Annotated in this window: 15 protein-coding genes; 5 read left to right on the top strand and 10 right to left on the bottom strand. The window is 71.4% G+C overall.

What is annotated here, in order from left to right; genetic code table 11:
* Positions 1–49 precede the first annotated feature (49 nt).
* Positions 50–859: an alpha/beta fold hydrolase gene (locus ACFQ58_RS13855; protein ID WP_376951735.1), complete on the top strand. Its 810-nt coding sequence runs from the start codon at positions 50–52 to the stop codon at positions 857–859.
* Between the two features lie 6 nt (positions 860–865).
* On the opposite strand, the gene ACFQ58_RS13850 is transcribed toward ACFQ58_RS13855, so the two are convergent.
* The 3 genes from ACFQ58_RS13850 to ACFQ58_RS13840 are packed head-to-tail and all read right to left on the bottom strand — an operon-like array spanning position 866 to position 3176.
* Positions 866–1570 carry an ion transporter gene (locus ACFQ58_RS13850; RefSeq protein ID WP_376951734.1) on the bottom strand — a complete coding sequence of 235 codons (705 nt, stop codon included), beginning with the start codon at positions 1568–1570 and terminating at the stop codon, positions 866–868.
* A gap of 50 nt (positions 1571–1620) precedes the next feature.
* On the bottom strand, positions 1621–2805 hold the full coding sequence (locus tag ACFQ58_RS13845) for an adenosylhomocysteinase (RefSeq protein ID WP_376951733.1): 1185 nt from the start codon (positions 2803–2805) through the stop codon (positions 1621–1623).
* Positions 2806–2828: 23 nt separating this feature from the next.
* Positions 2829–3176, bottom strand: a complete 348-nt coding sequence (locus tag ACFQ58_RS13840; RefSeq protein WP_376951732.1) for a CHY zinc finger protein — start codon at positions 3174–3176, stop codon at positions 2829–2831.
* An 80-nt stretch (positions 3177–3256) separates the two neighbouring features.
* Here ACFQ58_RS13840 and ACFQ58_RS13835 point away from each other — a divergent pair, with 80 nt between their 5' ends.
* Positions 3257–3586, top strand: coding sequence for a nuclear transport factor 2 family protein (locus ACFQ58_RS13835; RefSeq protein ID WP_376951731.1), 330 nt, complete (start codon positions 3257–3259; stop codon positions 3584–3586).
* Positions 3587–3613: 27 nt separating this feature from the next.
* Positions 3614–5203, top strand: coding sequence for a Na+/H+ antiporter (locus tag ACFQ58_RS13830; RefSeq protein ID WP_376951730.1), 1590 nt, complete (start codon positions 3614–3616; stop codon positions 5201–5203).
* Positions 5204–5248: 45 nt separating this feature from the next.
* Here ACFQ58_RS13830 and ACFQ58_RS13825 read toward each other — a convergent pair whose 3' ends face one another.
* Complete coding sequence (locus ACFQ58_RS13825; protein ID WP_376951729.1) at positions 5249–5392, bottom strand: hypothetical protein; 144 nt, start codon at positions 5390–5392, stop codon at positions 5249–5251.
* 346 nt (positions 5393–5738) lie between these two features.
* On the opposite strand from ACFQ58_RS13825, the gene ACFQ58_RS13820 reads away from it, so the two are divergent.
* Positions 5739–6311, top strand: a complete 573-nt coding sequence (locus tag ACFQ58_RS13820) for an NADPH-dependent FMN reductase (RefSeq protein WP_376951728.1) — start codon at positions 5739–5741, stop codon at positions 6309–6311.
* A gap of 45 nt (positions 6312–6356) precedes the next feature.
* The gene (gene nhaA, locus ACFQ58_RS13815; protein WP_376951727.1) at positions 6357–8222 is read left to right on the top strand and encodes a Na+/H+ antiporter NhaA; all 1866 of its coding nucleotides are present in this window, start codon (positions 6357–6359) and stop codon (positions 8220–8222) included.
* Between the two features lie 78 nt (positions 8223–8300).
* On the opposite strand, the gene ACFQ58_RS13810 is transcribed toward nhaA, so the two are convergent.
* The 6 genes from ACFQ58_RS13810 to ACFQ58_RS13785 all read right to left on the bottom strand — a co-directional run bounded on the left by ACFQ58_RS13810 (position 8301) and on the right by ACFQ58_RS13785 (position 14365).
* Positions 8301–9623 carry an MFS transporter gene (locus ACFQ58_RS13810; protein WP_376951726.1) on the bottom strand — a complete coding sequence of 441 codons (1323 nt, stop codon included), beginning with the start codon at positions 9621–9623 and terminating at the stop codon, positions 8301–8303.
* Between the two features lie 180 nt (positions 9624–9803).
* Positions 9804–10793, bottom strand: a complete 990-nt coding sequence (locus ACFQ58_RS13805; protein WP_376951725.1) for a hypothetical protein — start codon at positions 10791–10793, stop codon at positions 9804–9806.
* Positions 10790–11719 (bottom strand): ROK family protein, encoded by a 930-nt coding sequence (locus tag ACFQ58_RS13800; RefSeq protein ID WP_376951724.1) that lies wholly within the window; start codon positions 11717–11719, stop codon positions 10790–10792. The genes ACFQ58_RS13805 and ACFQ58_RS13800 overlap by 4 nt, the downstream gene beginning before the upstream one ends.
* A 27-nt stretch (positions 11720–11746) precedes the next feature.
* The gene (locus ACFQ58_RS13795) at positions 11747–12322 is read right to left on the bottom strand and encodes a GNAT family N-acetyltransferase (protein ID WP_376951722.1); all 576 of its coding nucleotides are present in this window, start codon (positions 12320–12322) and stop codon (positions 11747–11749) included.
* A 59-nt stretch (positions 12323–12381) separates the two neighbouring features.
* A complete protein-coding gene (locus ACFQ58_RS13790) occupies positions 12382–13911 on the bottom strand; it encodes a multicopper oxidase family protein (RefSeq protein WP_376951721.1) in 1530 nt (509 codons plus the stop codon).
* Positions 13895–14365 carry a hypothetical protein gene (locus ACFQ58_RS13785; RefSeq protein ID WP_376951720.1) on the bottom strand — a complete coding sequence of 157 codons (471 nt, stop codon included), beginning with the start codon at positions 14363–14365 and terminating at the stop codon, positions 13895–13897. Before ACFQ58_RS13785 ends, ACFQ58_RS13790 begins: the two co-directional genes overlap by 17 nt.
* Between the last annotated feature and the right edge of the window lie 181 nt (positions 14366–14546).

The following is a 14546-nucleotide window of genomic DNA, read 5'->3' as shown; positions in this document are numbered from 1 at the left end:
CCCACGACCGGCCCTCCCTCGGCGGCGTCGGCGCGGGCAGAATGGCGGCATGGATGTCACCGCGCCCGCTTCGCTCACCCAGATGCCGCCGCCGCAATTCGTGATGGTGGGCGACGGCCTGCGGATCGCGACCTACCTGTGGGAGGCCGAGGCGCCGGACGCACCGACCGCGCTGTGCGTGCACGGCTTCGCGTCGAGCTGCCGCGACAACTGGGTGAGCACCGGCTGGGTGCGCGACCTCACGCGTGCCGGGTATCGGGTGCTCGGCGTCGACCAGCGCGGCCACGGCCTGAGCGAGAAGCCGCAGGCCGCGACCGACTACAGCATGGACGCGTTCGTGGGCGACCTCGTCACCGTCCTCGACACGTACCTCTGCGACGAGGTGCGCTACGTCGGCTACTCGCTCGGCGCGCGCGTCGGATGGCAGGTCGCGGTCCAGATGCCCGATCACGTCGAGCGGGCGGTGCTCGGCGGCATCCCCGACGGTCGCCCACTCGGCCGCGTGCGGATCGACCAGGCGCGCGCCTACGCCGAGCACGGCACCCCGGTCGAGGACCCGGTGACCCTCGACTACATCAAGCTGGGCGAGCGCGTGCCCGGCAACGACCTGCGTGCGCTCGTCGCGCTGGCCGAGGGCATGCGCTTCGGCGACGCCGACCCCGACCCGAGCGACCCGCCGCTCCAGCCCGTCCTCTTCGCGACCGGCACCGACGACCCGATCATCGAGCGGTCGCGGCGCCTCGCCGAGTCGGCTCCGAACGGCACCTTCGTCGAGATCCCGGGCCGGCACCACTTCAACGCGCCGGGCTCCCGGGTGTTCCGGCAGTCGGCGCTGGAGTTCCTGGGACAGGAGAGCTGACCGCGGTCAAGGCGACGGCGGCGACGGCGGCTCCTGACCGCTCGCCGCGCCCGCCTCGGCCTTCCGCGGCGCCAGGAACAGGTTCGCGAGGTACCCGGTGAACGTGCCGAAGATGGCGACGCCCAGCACGATCATGAGCGTGCCCGCGAATCGACCGGCGTTGGTGACGGGGTACTGATCGCCGTAGCCGACCGTCGAGATGGTGACGATCGTGTACCACAGCGCGTCCGAGGCCGTCGTGATGTTCGCGCCTTCTGCGTCCTCCTCGAGGTAGAGGACCGTGAGGCTCCCGAACTGCAGGACGAAGACGCCCATGAGCAGCAGCGCGTACAACGCACTCCCGGCCCGGTCCTTGACCAGGGTGCGCCAGACCATGCCCGGTCCGATCTCGCGCATCAGGCGGATGACGCGAACGATCCGGAAGAGTCGCAGGATCTTGAACTGGGGGAACGGCAGGCTCGCGAGCAGATCCGCCCACCCGTAGTGGCGGAAGAAGTAGGCGCCGCGGTGCGGCGCGGTCACGAGCCGATACGTGAAGTCGGCCAGGAAGACCACACTGAACAGGGCGTTCATGACCACGAGCACCGTGGCCAGCGCCCCATCATCGCCGAGGGCGTACAGCAGGACGAGGTTGACGATCGACAGGACCGACAGCGCGCCGACGAAGATCTCGTACCCGGTGCTCTTCAGTTCGGAGCGAACCTTCGCCATGCGTGGATTCTGGCACACGGCATTCGCGCGGCCGGGCCGCCACGTCGCGGCTAGGCTGCCGCGTTCAGGATCGCCATCATGCGGCGGGCGATGGTTCGGTCGAGGTCGTCGGGCACGGGCTGCGCCCCGGGCGCGAGCTCGGCCGCGCGGGTCGCGACGCGTTCGAGCGAGAGCGACTGCAGCAGGAAGCCGAGGTCCATCGACTCGAGCGAGTTGCCCTTCGGCTCGCTGCCCGCGAGGTTGAACATGCGGCCCTCGGCCAGCAGCACGACGTGGCGCCCGTTCGGCAGGTCGAAGCGGTCGATCGCGTCGACGACACGCGTGCGGCCGACGGCGTTCGTCCGCAACGCCGGCACGTCGATCTCCCATGGGACGTGGCCGATGTTGCCGACGATCGCGCCGTCCTGCATGCGCTCGATCAGGTCGAATCCGACCACGCCGGGCCTGCCGGTGGCCGTGATGAAGACGTCGCCCCATTCGGCGAAGTCGTCTCCGGTGCCGACGCGGAAGCCGTCGAGGGTCGCCTCGAACGCCTTGAGCTCGTCGACGTCGACGACCGCGACCTTGCCGCCGAGTGCGCGCAGGTACTGGGCGACACCGCGGCCGCACCATCCGTACCCGAAGACGACGAACCGTCGCCCGGTCACCATCGCGTTGGTGAGGCGCATGAAGCTCTCGACGGCGGACTGCCCGACGGCATGCTTGTTCTCGCCGATGGCCTTGAGGAGGCTGTCGTTGATCACGATGACCGGGAACGGCACGAATCCGTGCAGCTCGTCGCGCAGCCGGTCGCCGCCGCTCGTGGTCTCCTCGGTCCCGCCGACGATCCGGTCGCCGAGACCGCGAGCGACGATGCCGGCGGCGAGGTCGCCGCCGTTGTCGAGCAGGATGTCCGGACCCGCGTCGAGCACCGTGGCGACGTTGCGCTCGTGCTGTTCGAGCGGATCGGCGCGGCGTCCCACGATCGTGATGCCGGGCAGCGTGTTGAGGTACGCGACCACGTCGTCCTGCGTGGACCCGAAGTTGCCCGTGCCGACGAGCTCGGCGCCGCCGGCCGCGAGGGTCTCGACGAGCACGGCCGTCTTCGGCTCGACGTGCAGCGACATCCCGATGCGACGTCCGTCGAACGGCCGGCTTGCGGAGAACTCGCGGCGCACGTCCGCGAGCAGCCCCATGCGGGAGCGGATCCAGTCGACGCGTGCGGCGCCGGTGCTGATGAGGTCGGCGTGGGTCATCCGTGCACTCTACCGACGGGCGCTCAGCCCTCGGTCTCGAAGTACAGGTGCGTGTGCAGCTGGCACCGCTCGTTGAACCGCGAGCCGCACTCCGGGCACTCGCTCGCCTCGAGGTAGGTCGCGATCGTGAGCTCGGCACCGCAGGCGCCGCAGAGCACGGCTTCGCGGTCGCGCTCGGTCAGCGGCCACTGCTGCGCCGGATGGTCGGCGGTCTCCCCGTGGCACAGGTGGCAGGGGTAGTACTCGCCGCAGCACGCGAACCGGATCGCGACGATGTCGACCTCGGTGCGGTAGTGCACGCACCGCGTCATGTCGTCGACCACGGGGCCGAGCACGCGCGGGCGCACGGGGCGGATGGCGGGCTCGGTCATGCCGACCATCATCGCAGCGGATGGCGCGTCCCGCGTCGTTCGCCCTGACATCGCCGCCGAGCCCGGCGTAGGGTGACGCCATGTCCGACACGAGCATGCCGCCCGCCATCCGGGCGTTCGTCGACACCACCAACAGCGGCGACTCCGACGGGTTCGTCGCCGCATTCACCGAGGACGCGTACCTCAACGACTGGGGCCGCGAGTTCCACGGTCGCGAGGGTGTCGCGAGCTGGAACGAGTCCGACAACATCGGCCGGCAGGCCCATTTCGACGTGCACGGCATCATCGCGGGACGCATGCCCGAGCAGTACCTGCTCACCGTGACGGTGTCGGGCGGCGGCTACAACGGCCCCGGCACGTTCACGTTCGACCTGCGCGACGGACTCATCGCGCGGTTCCTCATCGCTTAGCGCCGGGCCGGCCGGGGGAGGGGGCGGATGTCGGGGCTCGAGCTGGTCGTCGTGCTGGGCGCCGCGCTCGTCGCGTGCACCCTGGTCGCGCGCCGGCTGCGGATCGCCCCGGCCGTGCTCCTGCTCGTCTGCGGCATCCTGCTCGGCCTGCTGCCCGCGCTGCACGACGTTGGGCTCCCGCCCGAGATCGTGCTGTTCATCTTCCTGCCCGCGCTGCTGTTCTGGGAGAGCCTCACCACCTCGTTGCGGGGCATCCGCCGCGACCTCCGCGGCATCGTCCTCACGAGCACGGTGCTGGTGTTCCTGAGCGCCGGGGCGGTCGCCGTCGTGACCCACGCGTTCGGCGTCTCGTGGGGCGTCGCGTGGGTGATCGGCGCCGCGCTGGCGCCGACGGATGCCACGGCCGTCGCGGCGTTCGCCCGGTCGCTGCCGCGGCGCAACATGACCCTGCTCAAGGCGGAGAGCCTCGTCAACGACGGCACGGCGCTCGTCGTGTACGGCATCGCGGTCGGCGTGGTCGTGAGCGGCGAGCGGCCGAGCCTCCTCGACGTCACGTGGGACTTCGCGCTCTCGTACCTCGGCGGTGGCGCGGCGGGCGCGCTCGTGGCCGCGCTCGGGCTGCTCGCGCTGCGGTACATCCGGGAGCCGCTGCTGAAGAATGTCACGCTCATCCTCATGCCGTTCGTCGGCTACCTGGCCGCCGAGCTCATCCACGCGTCCGGCGTGCTCGCGGTCGTCGTCGCGGGCCTGATCACCACCCAGGTCGGACCGCGCGTGAGCACGGCGGCGTCGCGCAGCCAGGGTGACTCGTTCTGGTCGCTGGCGACGTTCATGCTCAACGGCGCGCTGTTCGTGCTGATCGGACTCGAGGTGAGCAACGACGTGCGCCGCGTGCCCACGTCGGAGTTGGGGCGCGCGGTGGGGATGATCGTCGCGGCGTGGCTGACGCTGCTCGCCGTCCGGTTCGCGTTCCACTTCCTCGCGGGCGCGCTCGTCCGGCTCACGATGCGCTCGCCCGAGGAGCGCGCGCGGCACCTCGACGCGCGTGCGCGCGTGGTCGCCTCCGTCGCGGGCCTGCGGGGCGCGGTGTCGCTCGCGGCGGCGCTCGCCGTGCCGACCACGGTCGCCTCGGGTGCCGACTTCCCCGAACGCCACGTCGTGATCTTCGTCACGGCGGGCGTCATCGTGCTCACGCTGGTGGTGCAGGGGCTGATCCTGCCGCCCGTCGTCCGGTGGGCGCGGTTCGCCGTCGACGCCGAGGAGCAGGACGAGCGGCGGCTCGCGGAGACCACGGCGCTCGAGGAGGCCCTCGCCGCCGTGCCGCAGGTGGCCGACGAGCTCGAGGTCGACGACGACGTGCGGGAGCGTGTGGCGCGGGAACTCGAGGTGCAGCTCGCCGAGCTGCGCGCCTCGCTCGGCGAGGCCGACGACGATCAGGTGACGCTGAGTCGCGGCGACCAGTACCGCGCGCTGCGCCTCGCACTGCTGGACCGCAAGCGCGAGGCCGTGCTGACGCTGCGCGATCGCGGCGAGATCGACGACCTCGTGCTCCGTCGGGTGCAGGGTGTCCTGGACGTCGAGGAAGCCCGCCTGCTGCGGCCCGAGCCCGAGGGCTGAGCGCGCTCCGGCTCGGCCCTCGGGCTCCAGGTCAGGGGTTCGTCGTCAGGCCGCGTCGGACGTGACGAAGGACTCGCAGGCGCACTTGGACCAGGCGCCGCCGGTGAAGACGTCGGTCCGGCAGGCGCCGAGGTGTTCGTTGTCGTCGTGTCCGCAGTCGCGGCATTCGGCGAGTTCGAGGAGGTTCATCTCGATCTCCGATCGTGAGGGTCGGCGCGCGTTCGGTCGCGTATCCGACGGCCGCGGGCTGGGTCGCGGCGGTGTTCATGGGGGCGGGGGCCGCTGGGACGGCCGGGTCGTGCTCCGTGGGGGCGGAGGGGGCGGGGCCGAGGTCTGGGTGATCCCGGCCCGAGGAAGGCTAGCCGCCCCGGGGTGGGCGGGTCAACGTGATCTTCGACACGTGAAGAATACTCAGAGGATCCTGGCGGCCGGCGCTGAGGTGCGTGGTGGCCGCGACGGCCCGGCACAACCCCCTCGCGGGCGCCACCGTCGCGCCCTAGCTTGGGCGCACGTACCGCGACGGGAGGACCCATCCATGCGCACCTACCAGGTCGGCTACTTCGTCGGCAGCCTGTCCTCGACCTCGATCAATCGCACGCTCTCGAAGGCACTCCTCCGCGTCGCCCCGAACCACCTCGAGTTCACCGAGATCCCGATCCGCGACCTCCCGCTGTACAGCCCCGACTACGACGACGACTACCCGCCCGAGGCGCTCGAGCTCAAGGCCGCGATCGACCGCTCCGACGCGGTGCTCTTCGTGACACCGGAGTACAACCGCTCCATCCCGGGTGCGCTGAAGAACGCGATCGACTGGGCGTCGCGCCCATGGGGCCGCAACTCGTTCGACCACATCCCGGCGGCCGTGATCGGCGCGTCCCCGGGCGCGATCGGCACGGCCGTCGCGCAGCAGAGCCTCCGCGCGGTGCTCAGCTTCTGCAACGCCCGCCAGATGACCGCACCCGAGGCGTACATCACGTTCTCCGCCGAGGTCTTCCGGGACGACGGCTCGATCACCAAGGAGAGCACGGAGGCGTTCCTCAGCGAGTTCATGAACGAGTTCAGCGACCACATCCGCCGCGTGCTCGCGGTGCTGCCGAGGACCGCATAGACCGGAACGCGGGCGCGCGGCGCGCCATCCGCCTAGCATTGGCGCATGAGCGCCGCAGCCGCTGCACCCGCGCCCGACACGACGACCTCCTCCAGGCCGTGGCACGCGCGGCTGCGCTTCGGCACCGGTGACCGCGCCGCGGCAGCCCTCCTGCTGCTGTTCACGGTCATCGCGATCCTCTGGGCGAACTCCCCGTGGGGCGACAGCTACGAGCAGTTCTGGGAGACGCCGGTCGAGATCGGCATCGGCGACTTCGCCCTCGTCACGACACTGCACCACGTCGTCAACGACGCCGTCATGACGCTGTTCTTCTTCGTCGTGGGCCTCGAGGTCAAGCGCGAGTTCACCCTCGGCGAGCTCACCGACCGGGCGCGTGCCGTCGTGCCCGTCGTGGCCGCCGTGGCCGGACTCATCGTGCCCGCGCTCATCTTCGTGCTCATCGCCTGGCCGACAGGCGAGGCGCACGCGTGGGGCGTCGTCATCTCGACGGACACGGCGTTCCTGCTCGGGGCGCTCGCGATCATCGGGCCGAAGTTCCCGGCCCGGCTCCGCGCGTTCCTGCTCACGCTCGCGGTGGTCGACGACATCGGCGCGCTGCTGGCCATCGCGATCTTCTACAACTCCGGGATCCAGGTCCTGCCGCTCGTGGTGGCCGCAGTGCTCATGGTTCTGATCGCCCTGGTGCGGTTCCTGCCCGTGTGGCGCGGCATCGCGTACGCGACGCTCGCCATCGCGCTGTGGTTCGCGATCGCGGCGGCCGGGGTGCACCCCACGCTCGCGGGCGTGGCGGTCGCGCTGCTCATCCCGGTGTTCCCGCCGCGACGCACCGACGTCGAGCGCTCCGCCGAGCTGACGCAGGCCTTCCGCGAGTCTCCGAACGCCGCCTACGCGGCCGCGGTGACCCGGAGCCTGCGGAACTCGATCTCGATCAACGACCGGCTGCAGGCCGCGTGGGGGCCGTACATCTCGTTCCTCGTGCTTCCGCTGTTCGCACTCGCCAACGCGGGTGTGCACCTCGACGCCGAGACCGTCAGCGCTGCGATCTCATCCCCGCTCACCTGGGGCATCGTGGCCGGACTCGTCATCGGCAAGTTCATCGGCATCGCGGGGGCGACCGCGCTCATCCGGATGTCGGGACTCGGGCGTCTCGCGCCGGGCCTCGCCATGCCGCGCATCGCCGGCGGCGCCGCACTCTCGGGCATCGGGTTCACGATCGCGCTGTTCATCGTGACGCTCGCGATCGCCGACCCCGAGACGCAGGACCTCGCGCGCGTCGGCGTGCTCGTGGCATCCGTCATCGCCTTCTCGCTCGGCTGGGCGATCTTCGTGATCGCCGACCGGATGGCGCCGCCGCAGCCGATCGGCAAGGTCCTGGTCCGCCCGTTCGACCCCGAACGCGACCACTATCGCGGACGGCCCGACGCACCCCACCAGATCGTCGAATACGGTGACTTCGAGTGCCCGTTCTGCAGCCGCGCCACGGGCTCGATCGACGCCGTCATCGAGCACTTCGGGGACGACGTGTGCTGGGTGTGGCGTCACCTGCCGCTTGAGGCCGTGCATTCGCACGCGAAGGAGGCCGCGCAGGCCTACGAGGCGTCGGCGCTGCAGGGCCGGTTCCTCGAGATGTCGCGGATCCTGTTCGCCAACCAGGAGGCACTCACGGCCGACGACCTCTGCCGGTACGCCAAGGAGATCGACCTCGACGTCGACCGCTTCATCGACGACATGCGCTCGCCGAGGGTGATGCACCGCGTCGAGGAGGACCAGCTCGACGCTGAGATCATGGACCTGCACTCGACGCCGACGTTCTTCATCGGCGGCAAGCGGCACATCGGCCCGTGGGATTCGCGCACGCTGATCCGCACGCTCGAGGCGTCGGCTGCGCCGCGGGTCGAGCCGGCGCCATAGCCGCCGCCGCCGTCGCCGTCGCCGGGCATGGCGAAGGGCGGATGCCGCGGCACCCGCCCTCCACACACGAGCCGCGACTCAGCCGCGCAGGTCGACGCCCTTCGTCTCCTTCACGAGCGAGACGCCGATCAGCGACACGATCGCGGCGATCGCGATGTAGACGCCGATCGTCCAGGAGTTCCCGGTGGAGGTCATGAGCCACTCGGCGATCATCGGCGCGAACGCGCCGCCGAGGATCGCGCCGAGCGCGTAGCCGATCGAGACGCCCGAGTACCGCACGTTCGCCGGGAACATCTCGGCGTAGAGCGACGCCTGCGGGCCGTACGAGAGGCCGAGGCCGAACGTCATCACGAACAGCGCGACGAAGTACCAGACGATGTCGCCGGTGTCGATGAGGAACCACATCGGCACGGCCCACAGTGCCAGGAACCCGTAGCCGATCTGGAAGGTGCGCACGCGGCCGAGCCGGTCGGAGAGGCGGCCGCCCCACAGCGTGAACCCGAGCCAGCCGAACGATGCGAGCGTGGTCGCGAGCAGCACCGTCGGGCGGTCCATGCCGAGCACCGTCACCGCGTAGGTCGCGAAGAACGCGATGAGCAGGTAGCCGGCGGCGTTGTTCCCGATGAAGATGATCGCGGTCAGGATCACGTTCTTGGTGTTGTGGCGGAACAGCTGGCCGAGCGGCGCCGACGACTCCTTCTGGCGCTGCTGCAGGTCCTTGAAGACGGGGCTCTCCTCGACGGCGCGGCGGATCGCGTAGCCGACGACGATGAGCACGATCGACAGGATGAACGGAATGCGCCAGCCCCAGGCGAGGAACGCCTCCTGCGACATCGACGACGTGATGATCCACAGCGTGAAGGTCGCGAGGATCATGCCGACCGGCACGCCGATCTGCGGGAACGCGCCGAAGAAGCCGCGCCTCTTGTCGGGTGCGTGCTCGACGGCCATCAGTGCCGCGCCGCCCCACTCGCCGCCCGCCGAGAAGCCCTGCAGGATGCGGAGCGTGATCAGCAGGATCGGAGCGGCGATGCCGATCGCGGCGTAGGTCGGCAGGAAGCCGATGAGCGAGGTCGACAGGCCCATGAGGATGAGCGTGAAGACGAGCATCTTCTTGCGGCCGAGCTTGTCGCCGAGCCATCCGGCGACGATCGCGCCGAGCGGGCGGAACAGGAACGAGATGCCGATCGTCGCGAACGAGAGCACCTGCGCGAGTGCGGGGTTCGTCTCGGCGAGCGGAGCGAAGAAGAGCGGCGCGAGCACGAGGCCGGCAGCCTGGGCGTAGATGAAGAAGTCGTACCACTCGATGGACGTGCCCACGAGCGTTCCGGCGAGGACCTTGCGTTCCTCCTTCGGCATGCGCCCGGTGCGCTCGGCTTCGTCATGGATGGTTGAGGTCATGTGAACTCCGTCGTTCATGCAGGGACTCGGGTGATCCAGCGCGGGGGTGGTGCGCCGAGGGGTTTCTTGACCGATCGTTCGGTCGGAAATCAGACCATAGCGTACGTCGGGCGCTCAACGGTAGTCCCCACGCGACGAACGGTGCCTGCCGCGCGACGAACGGTCGGACTCGCGGCCGCGTCAGCCGGCGAGATCGGTCGAGCCCTCGGCCCAGCGGAGCACGCGCAGCGCACGCAGCGTGTTCCAGCGGCTCGGCTCGCCCTCGGGGGCATCGACCGCGAAGTACACCTCACGCGGCCAGGGGCGGCCCGCGGGCCAGCGACCGTCGTCGCCGCGCCGCGACCGGAGCAGCTCGAGCGCCTCGTCGAGCCGGGCGTCGGGCGTTCCGCCGACCTCACGGAAGTGGTCGAGCGCCCGCAGCACGTCGTAGAACCAGTAGACCGGGAATGTGAAGTTGAGGTAGCGATCCTTCACGACCTCGCCGGTCGAGCGGCGCCGGAACAGGTGCCGCTCGAGGAGGTACTCCTCGCCGCCACGGCGCGCCTCGGCGATCTCGGACGCGGGCACTGCGGACGAACCGTCACGCTCGACCGCGAGCAGCCCCTCGAGCACGCACAACGTCGAATCGAACGACGAGCGCTGCGACTCGTCGGCCGGCTCGCAGTTCCACCCGCCGTCGGGCAGCCGCTCAGCGAGCAGTCGCCGCACGAGGGCATCGGTGCCCTCGTCGAGCTGACCGAAGTACGTCGCGAGGGCGAGCACGCCGCCGTTGACGCACTCCTCGACTTCGCCGGCGAAGAACGGGCGATCGTCGAAATACCGCCAGGTCACCCCGTCGCGCACGCGCTCGATCGCCGTGCGGACCCGCGGGTCGTCGGGGCGCGCGCCCAGCCGACGCAGGAGCGAGAGCGACCAGATGACGCTGCGACGGTCGCCGTTCTCGCCGTACTCGTGCCCGTTCCAGTAGCCGTCGTCGGACTGCAGCGCGAGGATCCTCGCGCCGACGCCCTCGGCCGCGACGCGATCGCGGTCGTCGGCGACCTGCGCGTCGGACTCGCCGAGCACGTCGCGGCGCACCTGCCAGCGGATCGCGGGATCGGCGTCGAGCATCCAGTCGATGACATCCATGCGCCCCATGCTTCCGGATGCCACCGACGCTTGCCCGGTCATGCACCCTCGTGCACGAGCAGCGCGGCGCCGACGAGCGGTGCGTCGTCGCCGAGCTCGGCCGGCACCACGCGCAGCTCGGCGGCGGCAGGCAGCAGCGCTCCGGCGCGGGCTGCCGCTTCGACCAGCGCGAGGTAGTCGTCGGCCACGCGCGAGAACCCGCCTCCGACGGCGACGACGCGCAGGTCGAGCAGTGCGGCGTACCCGGCGATCGCCTGCCCGACCGCCTCGGCTGATCGCCGCACGGCGCGCACCGCGACCGGGTCGCGCGCCTGATACGCGGCCGCGAGCTCGAGCCCGTCGGCGCCCGTCCAGCCGTGGGCGTTCGCCCACCGCACGGTGGCCGGACCGGAGGCCACACCCTCGACCGACGACCGCGCCGGGTCGGCGTCGTCGGGCCGCCGCACCCACACCTGGCCGACGTGACCGGCGTTGCCGGTGTCGCCGCGGATGACGCGACCGTCGAGCACGATGCCGCCGCCGATACCCGTCGACACCACCATCGCGAGTCCGTTGCGGACGCCGCGGAGCGCTCCGAACCGGAGCTCGGCCAACGCGATGCAGGTGCCGTCGAGCGCGACTCGCACGGGCAGGCCGCCGGCCACGGCGGCGACCGGCTCGGTGAGCGCGAAGTCGCGGATCCACGGGAGGTTGATGGGCGAGATCCGCGTGCCGTCGCCGCGGAGCGGGCCCGCGGCCCCGATGCCGATGCCGACCAGGCGAAGCGCCGGCCCCGCGGCATCCGTCGCCTGCCGGCAGACCGACGCGATCGCGGCGGAGAAGGTGCCGGACGTCTGGCCGGGCCCGGTGGCCGCGCGGCGGCGGCTCCCGGCGACGATGCGGCCGTCCGCCTCGACGAGTGCGGCATCGACCTTGGTGCCGCCGATGTCGACGGCCAGCGCGACCTCGACCGCTTCGTGCTCGCTCATGCCTCGATCATCGCGTGCGGTCGGGCATCAGCGCAGGTCGAGGCGCATGAGCACGCGCGGGAAGCCGTTGACCACCGAGTCGGTGTCGGCCGCCTTGCGGAACCCGGCCCGCTCGAACAGCTTTCGCGTGCCCACGTAGGCCATCGTGAGGTCGACCTTCGCGCCGTCGTTGTCGACCGGGTAGCCCTCGATCGCGGGAGCCCCGTGCGACCGCGCGAAGTCGACCGCTCCGGCCAGGAGTGCGTGCGAGATGCCCTGCTTGCGATGGCCGGGCCGCACCCGGATGCACCACACCGACCAGACGTCGAGGTCGTCGACGTGCGGGATCTTGCGATTGGTCGCGAAACTCGTGTCGGCCCGCGGGTGCACCCCGGCCCATCCGACGACCTCGTCGCCGTCATAGGCGAGCACGCCCGGCGGCGGGGACAGCTTCACGAGCTCGGCGACGCGCTCGCCGCGTGCGGGGCCGCGAAGCGCGAGGTTCTCCTTCGACGAGGTGAGCCGGTAGCTCAGGCACCAGCACACGTTCGCGTCGGGTCGCTTCGGACCCACGACATCGCGGACATCGTTGAAGACGGTGGCCGGGCGCACCTCGATCGCCATGCCTCCAACCTGCCACCGGGCACCGACAACCGCGACCCGCGTCGCGACCTCGGCCCAGCTCACTCCGGCCGGTTGCCCGCCGCGCCGTCGATCGTGAACCCGGTCGTGACGCCCTCGTACATGACGTGCGCGACGAGCCCGTCGACCGCGTGCGGCAGCGTGTGGCAGTGGTCGCTCCAGATGCCGGGGTTGTCGGCGACGAACCCGATCTCGTAGGCCTCACCGGGGTGCACGTCGAGCGAGTCGACGATCCAGGGGCTGCCGGATGTCGCGACGCCGTCGCGTGAGAGCACGACCACGTGGTGCCCGTGCAGGTGCATGGGATGCACGTCGCCCGAGCGGTTCTCGATGCGCATCGCGACGACGTCGCCCTCGCGCACGTGGAACATCGGCACGTCGGGGAACATGCGGCCGTTGATGGTCCAGAAGTTGCCGGGGCGCCCGTCGATGACGCCGAAGCGGCGCCCGATCACGTACTCGAACGTGCGGTCGCGCGCAGTCGGGTCGAAGTCGAGTGCTGCGGGCGTGCCGTACGCGAGCAGGTCCAGCTTGTCCTTCGGCTGGCGCGCGGGCGGGGCGGATGCCTCGGGGTGCGCCGAGTCGACGAGGACCACGCTGCGGGCGCCGCCGACGTGGAGCCGCAGGGCGCTTCCGTCCGCGGGCGCGCGCACTGCGACATCCGCTCTTCCGCCGGCGGGGATGAGCAGCCGCTGGTCGCGGACCTCGCCGGGCGCGTGCACGTCGCGACCGTCGATCGCGAGCACGCGGTAGGGCGCGGAGGACCACACTGCCGCGGTGCCCTGGTCGCCGTTGATGACGCGCACGCGCACGGTCTCGCCGGGGCGCGCCTCGACGCGCTCGTCGCCGATGCGGCCATTGAGGCTGTGCTGCCCGCCGTACACGTGCAGCAGTGCCGTCACGTCGACGTCGGTGCGGACCTCGGGCGACTCGGCCGGGTCGATGACGATCGCGCCGAGCAGGCCGCCGAGCACCTGCGCGTGCGACACCTGGTGCGAGTGGTACCAGTACGTGCCGGCGTCCTCGGCGACGAAGCGGTACACGTGGCGGCCGCCCACCGGGACGGCGTCCTGCGTGATGCCCGCGACGCCGTCGGCCGCGTTCGGCACGTCGATGCCGTGCCAGTGGAGGGTCGCGCCATCCGTCACCGACTCGTTGACGAACGTCACCTCGACGAGGTCGCCCTGCGTCGCGCGGACCTCGGGCCCGGGGGAGGTGCCGTTGACCGTGTAGCCCTCGACGTGGCGGCCCCCTGGGACGTCGAATCCCTCCTGGCGGGCGACGAGCTCGACCCGCACGTCGGCGGGCCGGTCGGGGTCGGCCGTCAGCGACGTGACGTCGACGGCGGCCCCTGGGTCGAGCGCACCGGATGGCGCCGCCGCGCCGGTCCCGCCGGCCACACCATGCGCGTGTCCGGCGTGGCCCGCCGCCTCCGGCGTTCCCGCGCCCATGTCCATGACCGAGTACTCGCCCAGCAGCGTGGAGCTCCACGCGAGCGCACCGGCGCAGAGCGCGGTCGCGACCGCGGCGCCCAGCGCGACCCGCCTGACGAGCTCACGCCGTGACGGCATCGGTCGTCGCCTCCTCGCGCGCCGCCTGCTCGCTGCGCCGCCGCATGCGGAGGGCCGCGTACGACGCGGTCGCCACGACCCCGAGCGCGTTCGCGCCGTGGATGAGACCGAGGTAGGGCATGTCGGTGATCGAGAAGCCGAGCGTGACCTGCAGCACGACCAGGCCGAGCACGATCGCGGCCCACAGCGTGGCCCCGCGCGTGCGGCCGAGGAATGACACGATGAGCAGCGCGACCGCGATGAGCGGGATCAGCACGCCGCCTACGACGCCGTGGATCAGGAATCCGACCTCGCCGACACCGGCCGCCTGGAAGCTCTCGAGCAGCGCCTTGTCGACCACACCGCCCTCGGCGATCAGGTTGAGCATCCCGCCGAACGCGAACGCGATCGCCGCGGCCTGGATGACGACTGCCCCGGCGACAGTCCAGGCGAGCCCGCTGTACAGCCTGCGCATGATGCCTTCTCCCTCGTGCGGCGCCCGGTCGCGGCATCCGCTCGACCCACAGGCTCGTCGCACGCGCGGGCCGCCGGAACGCAGTGAACCGGATGTCGCGTGGCGGGCTCCCGCACTCCCGATGGAGGCCAGCCGCCAAGGGCTGTCGTGGAGGGCCCCCTCCCATTCGCGGTGCAGGAGG

It is taken from the genome of Agromyces sp. NPDC056523 (genome assembly GCF_042794545.1).
Classification (GTDB): Bacteria; Actinomycetota; Actinomycetes; order Actinomycetales; family Microbacteriaceae; genus Agromyces.
Note: the sequence above shows the minus strand (reverse complement) of the source record. Positions and strands in the feature narration are given on the sequence as shown.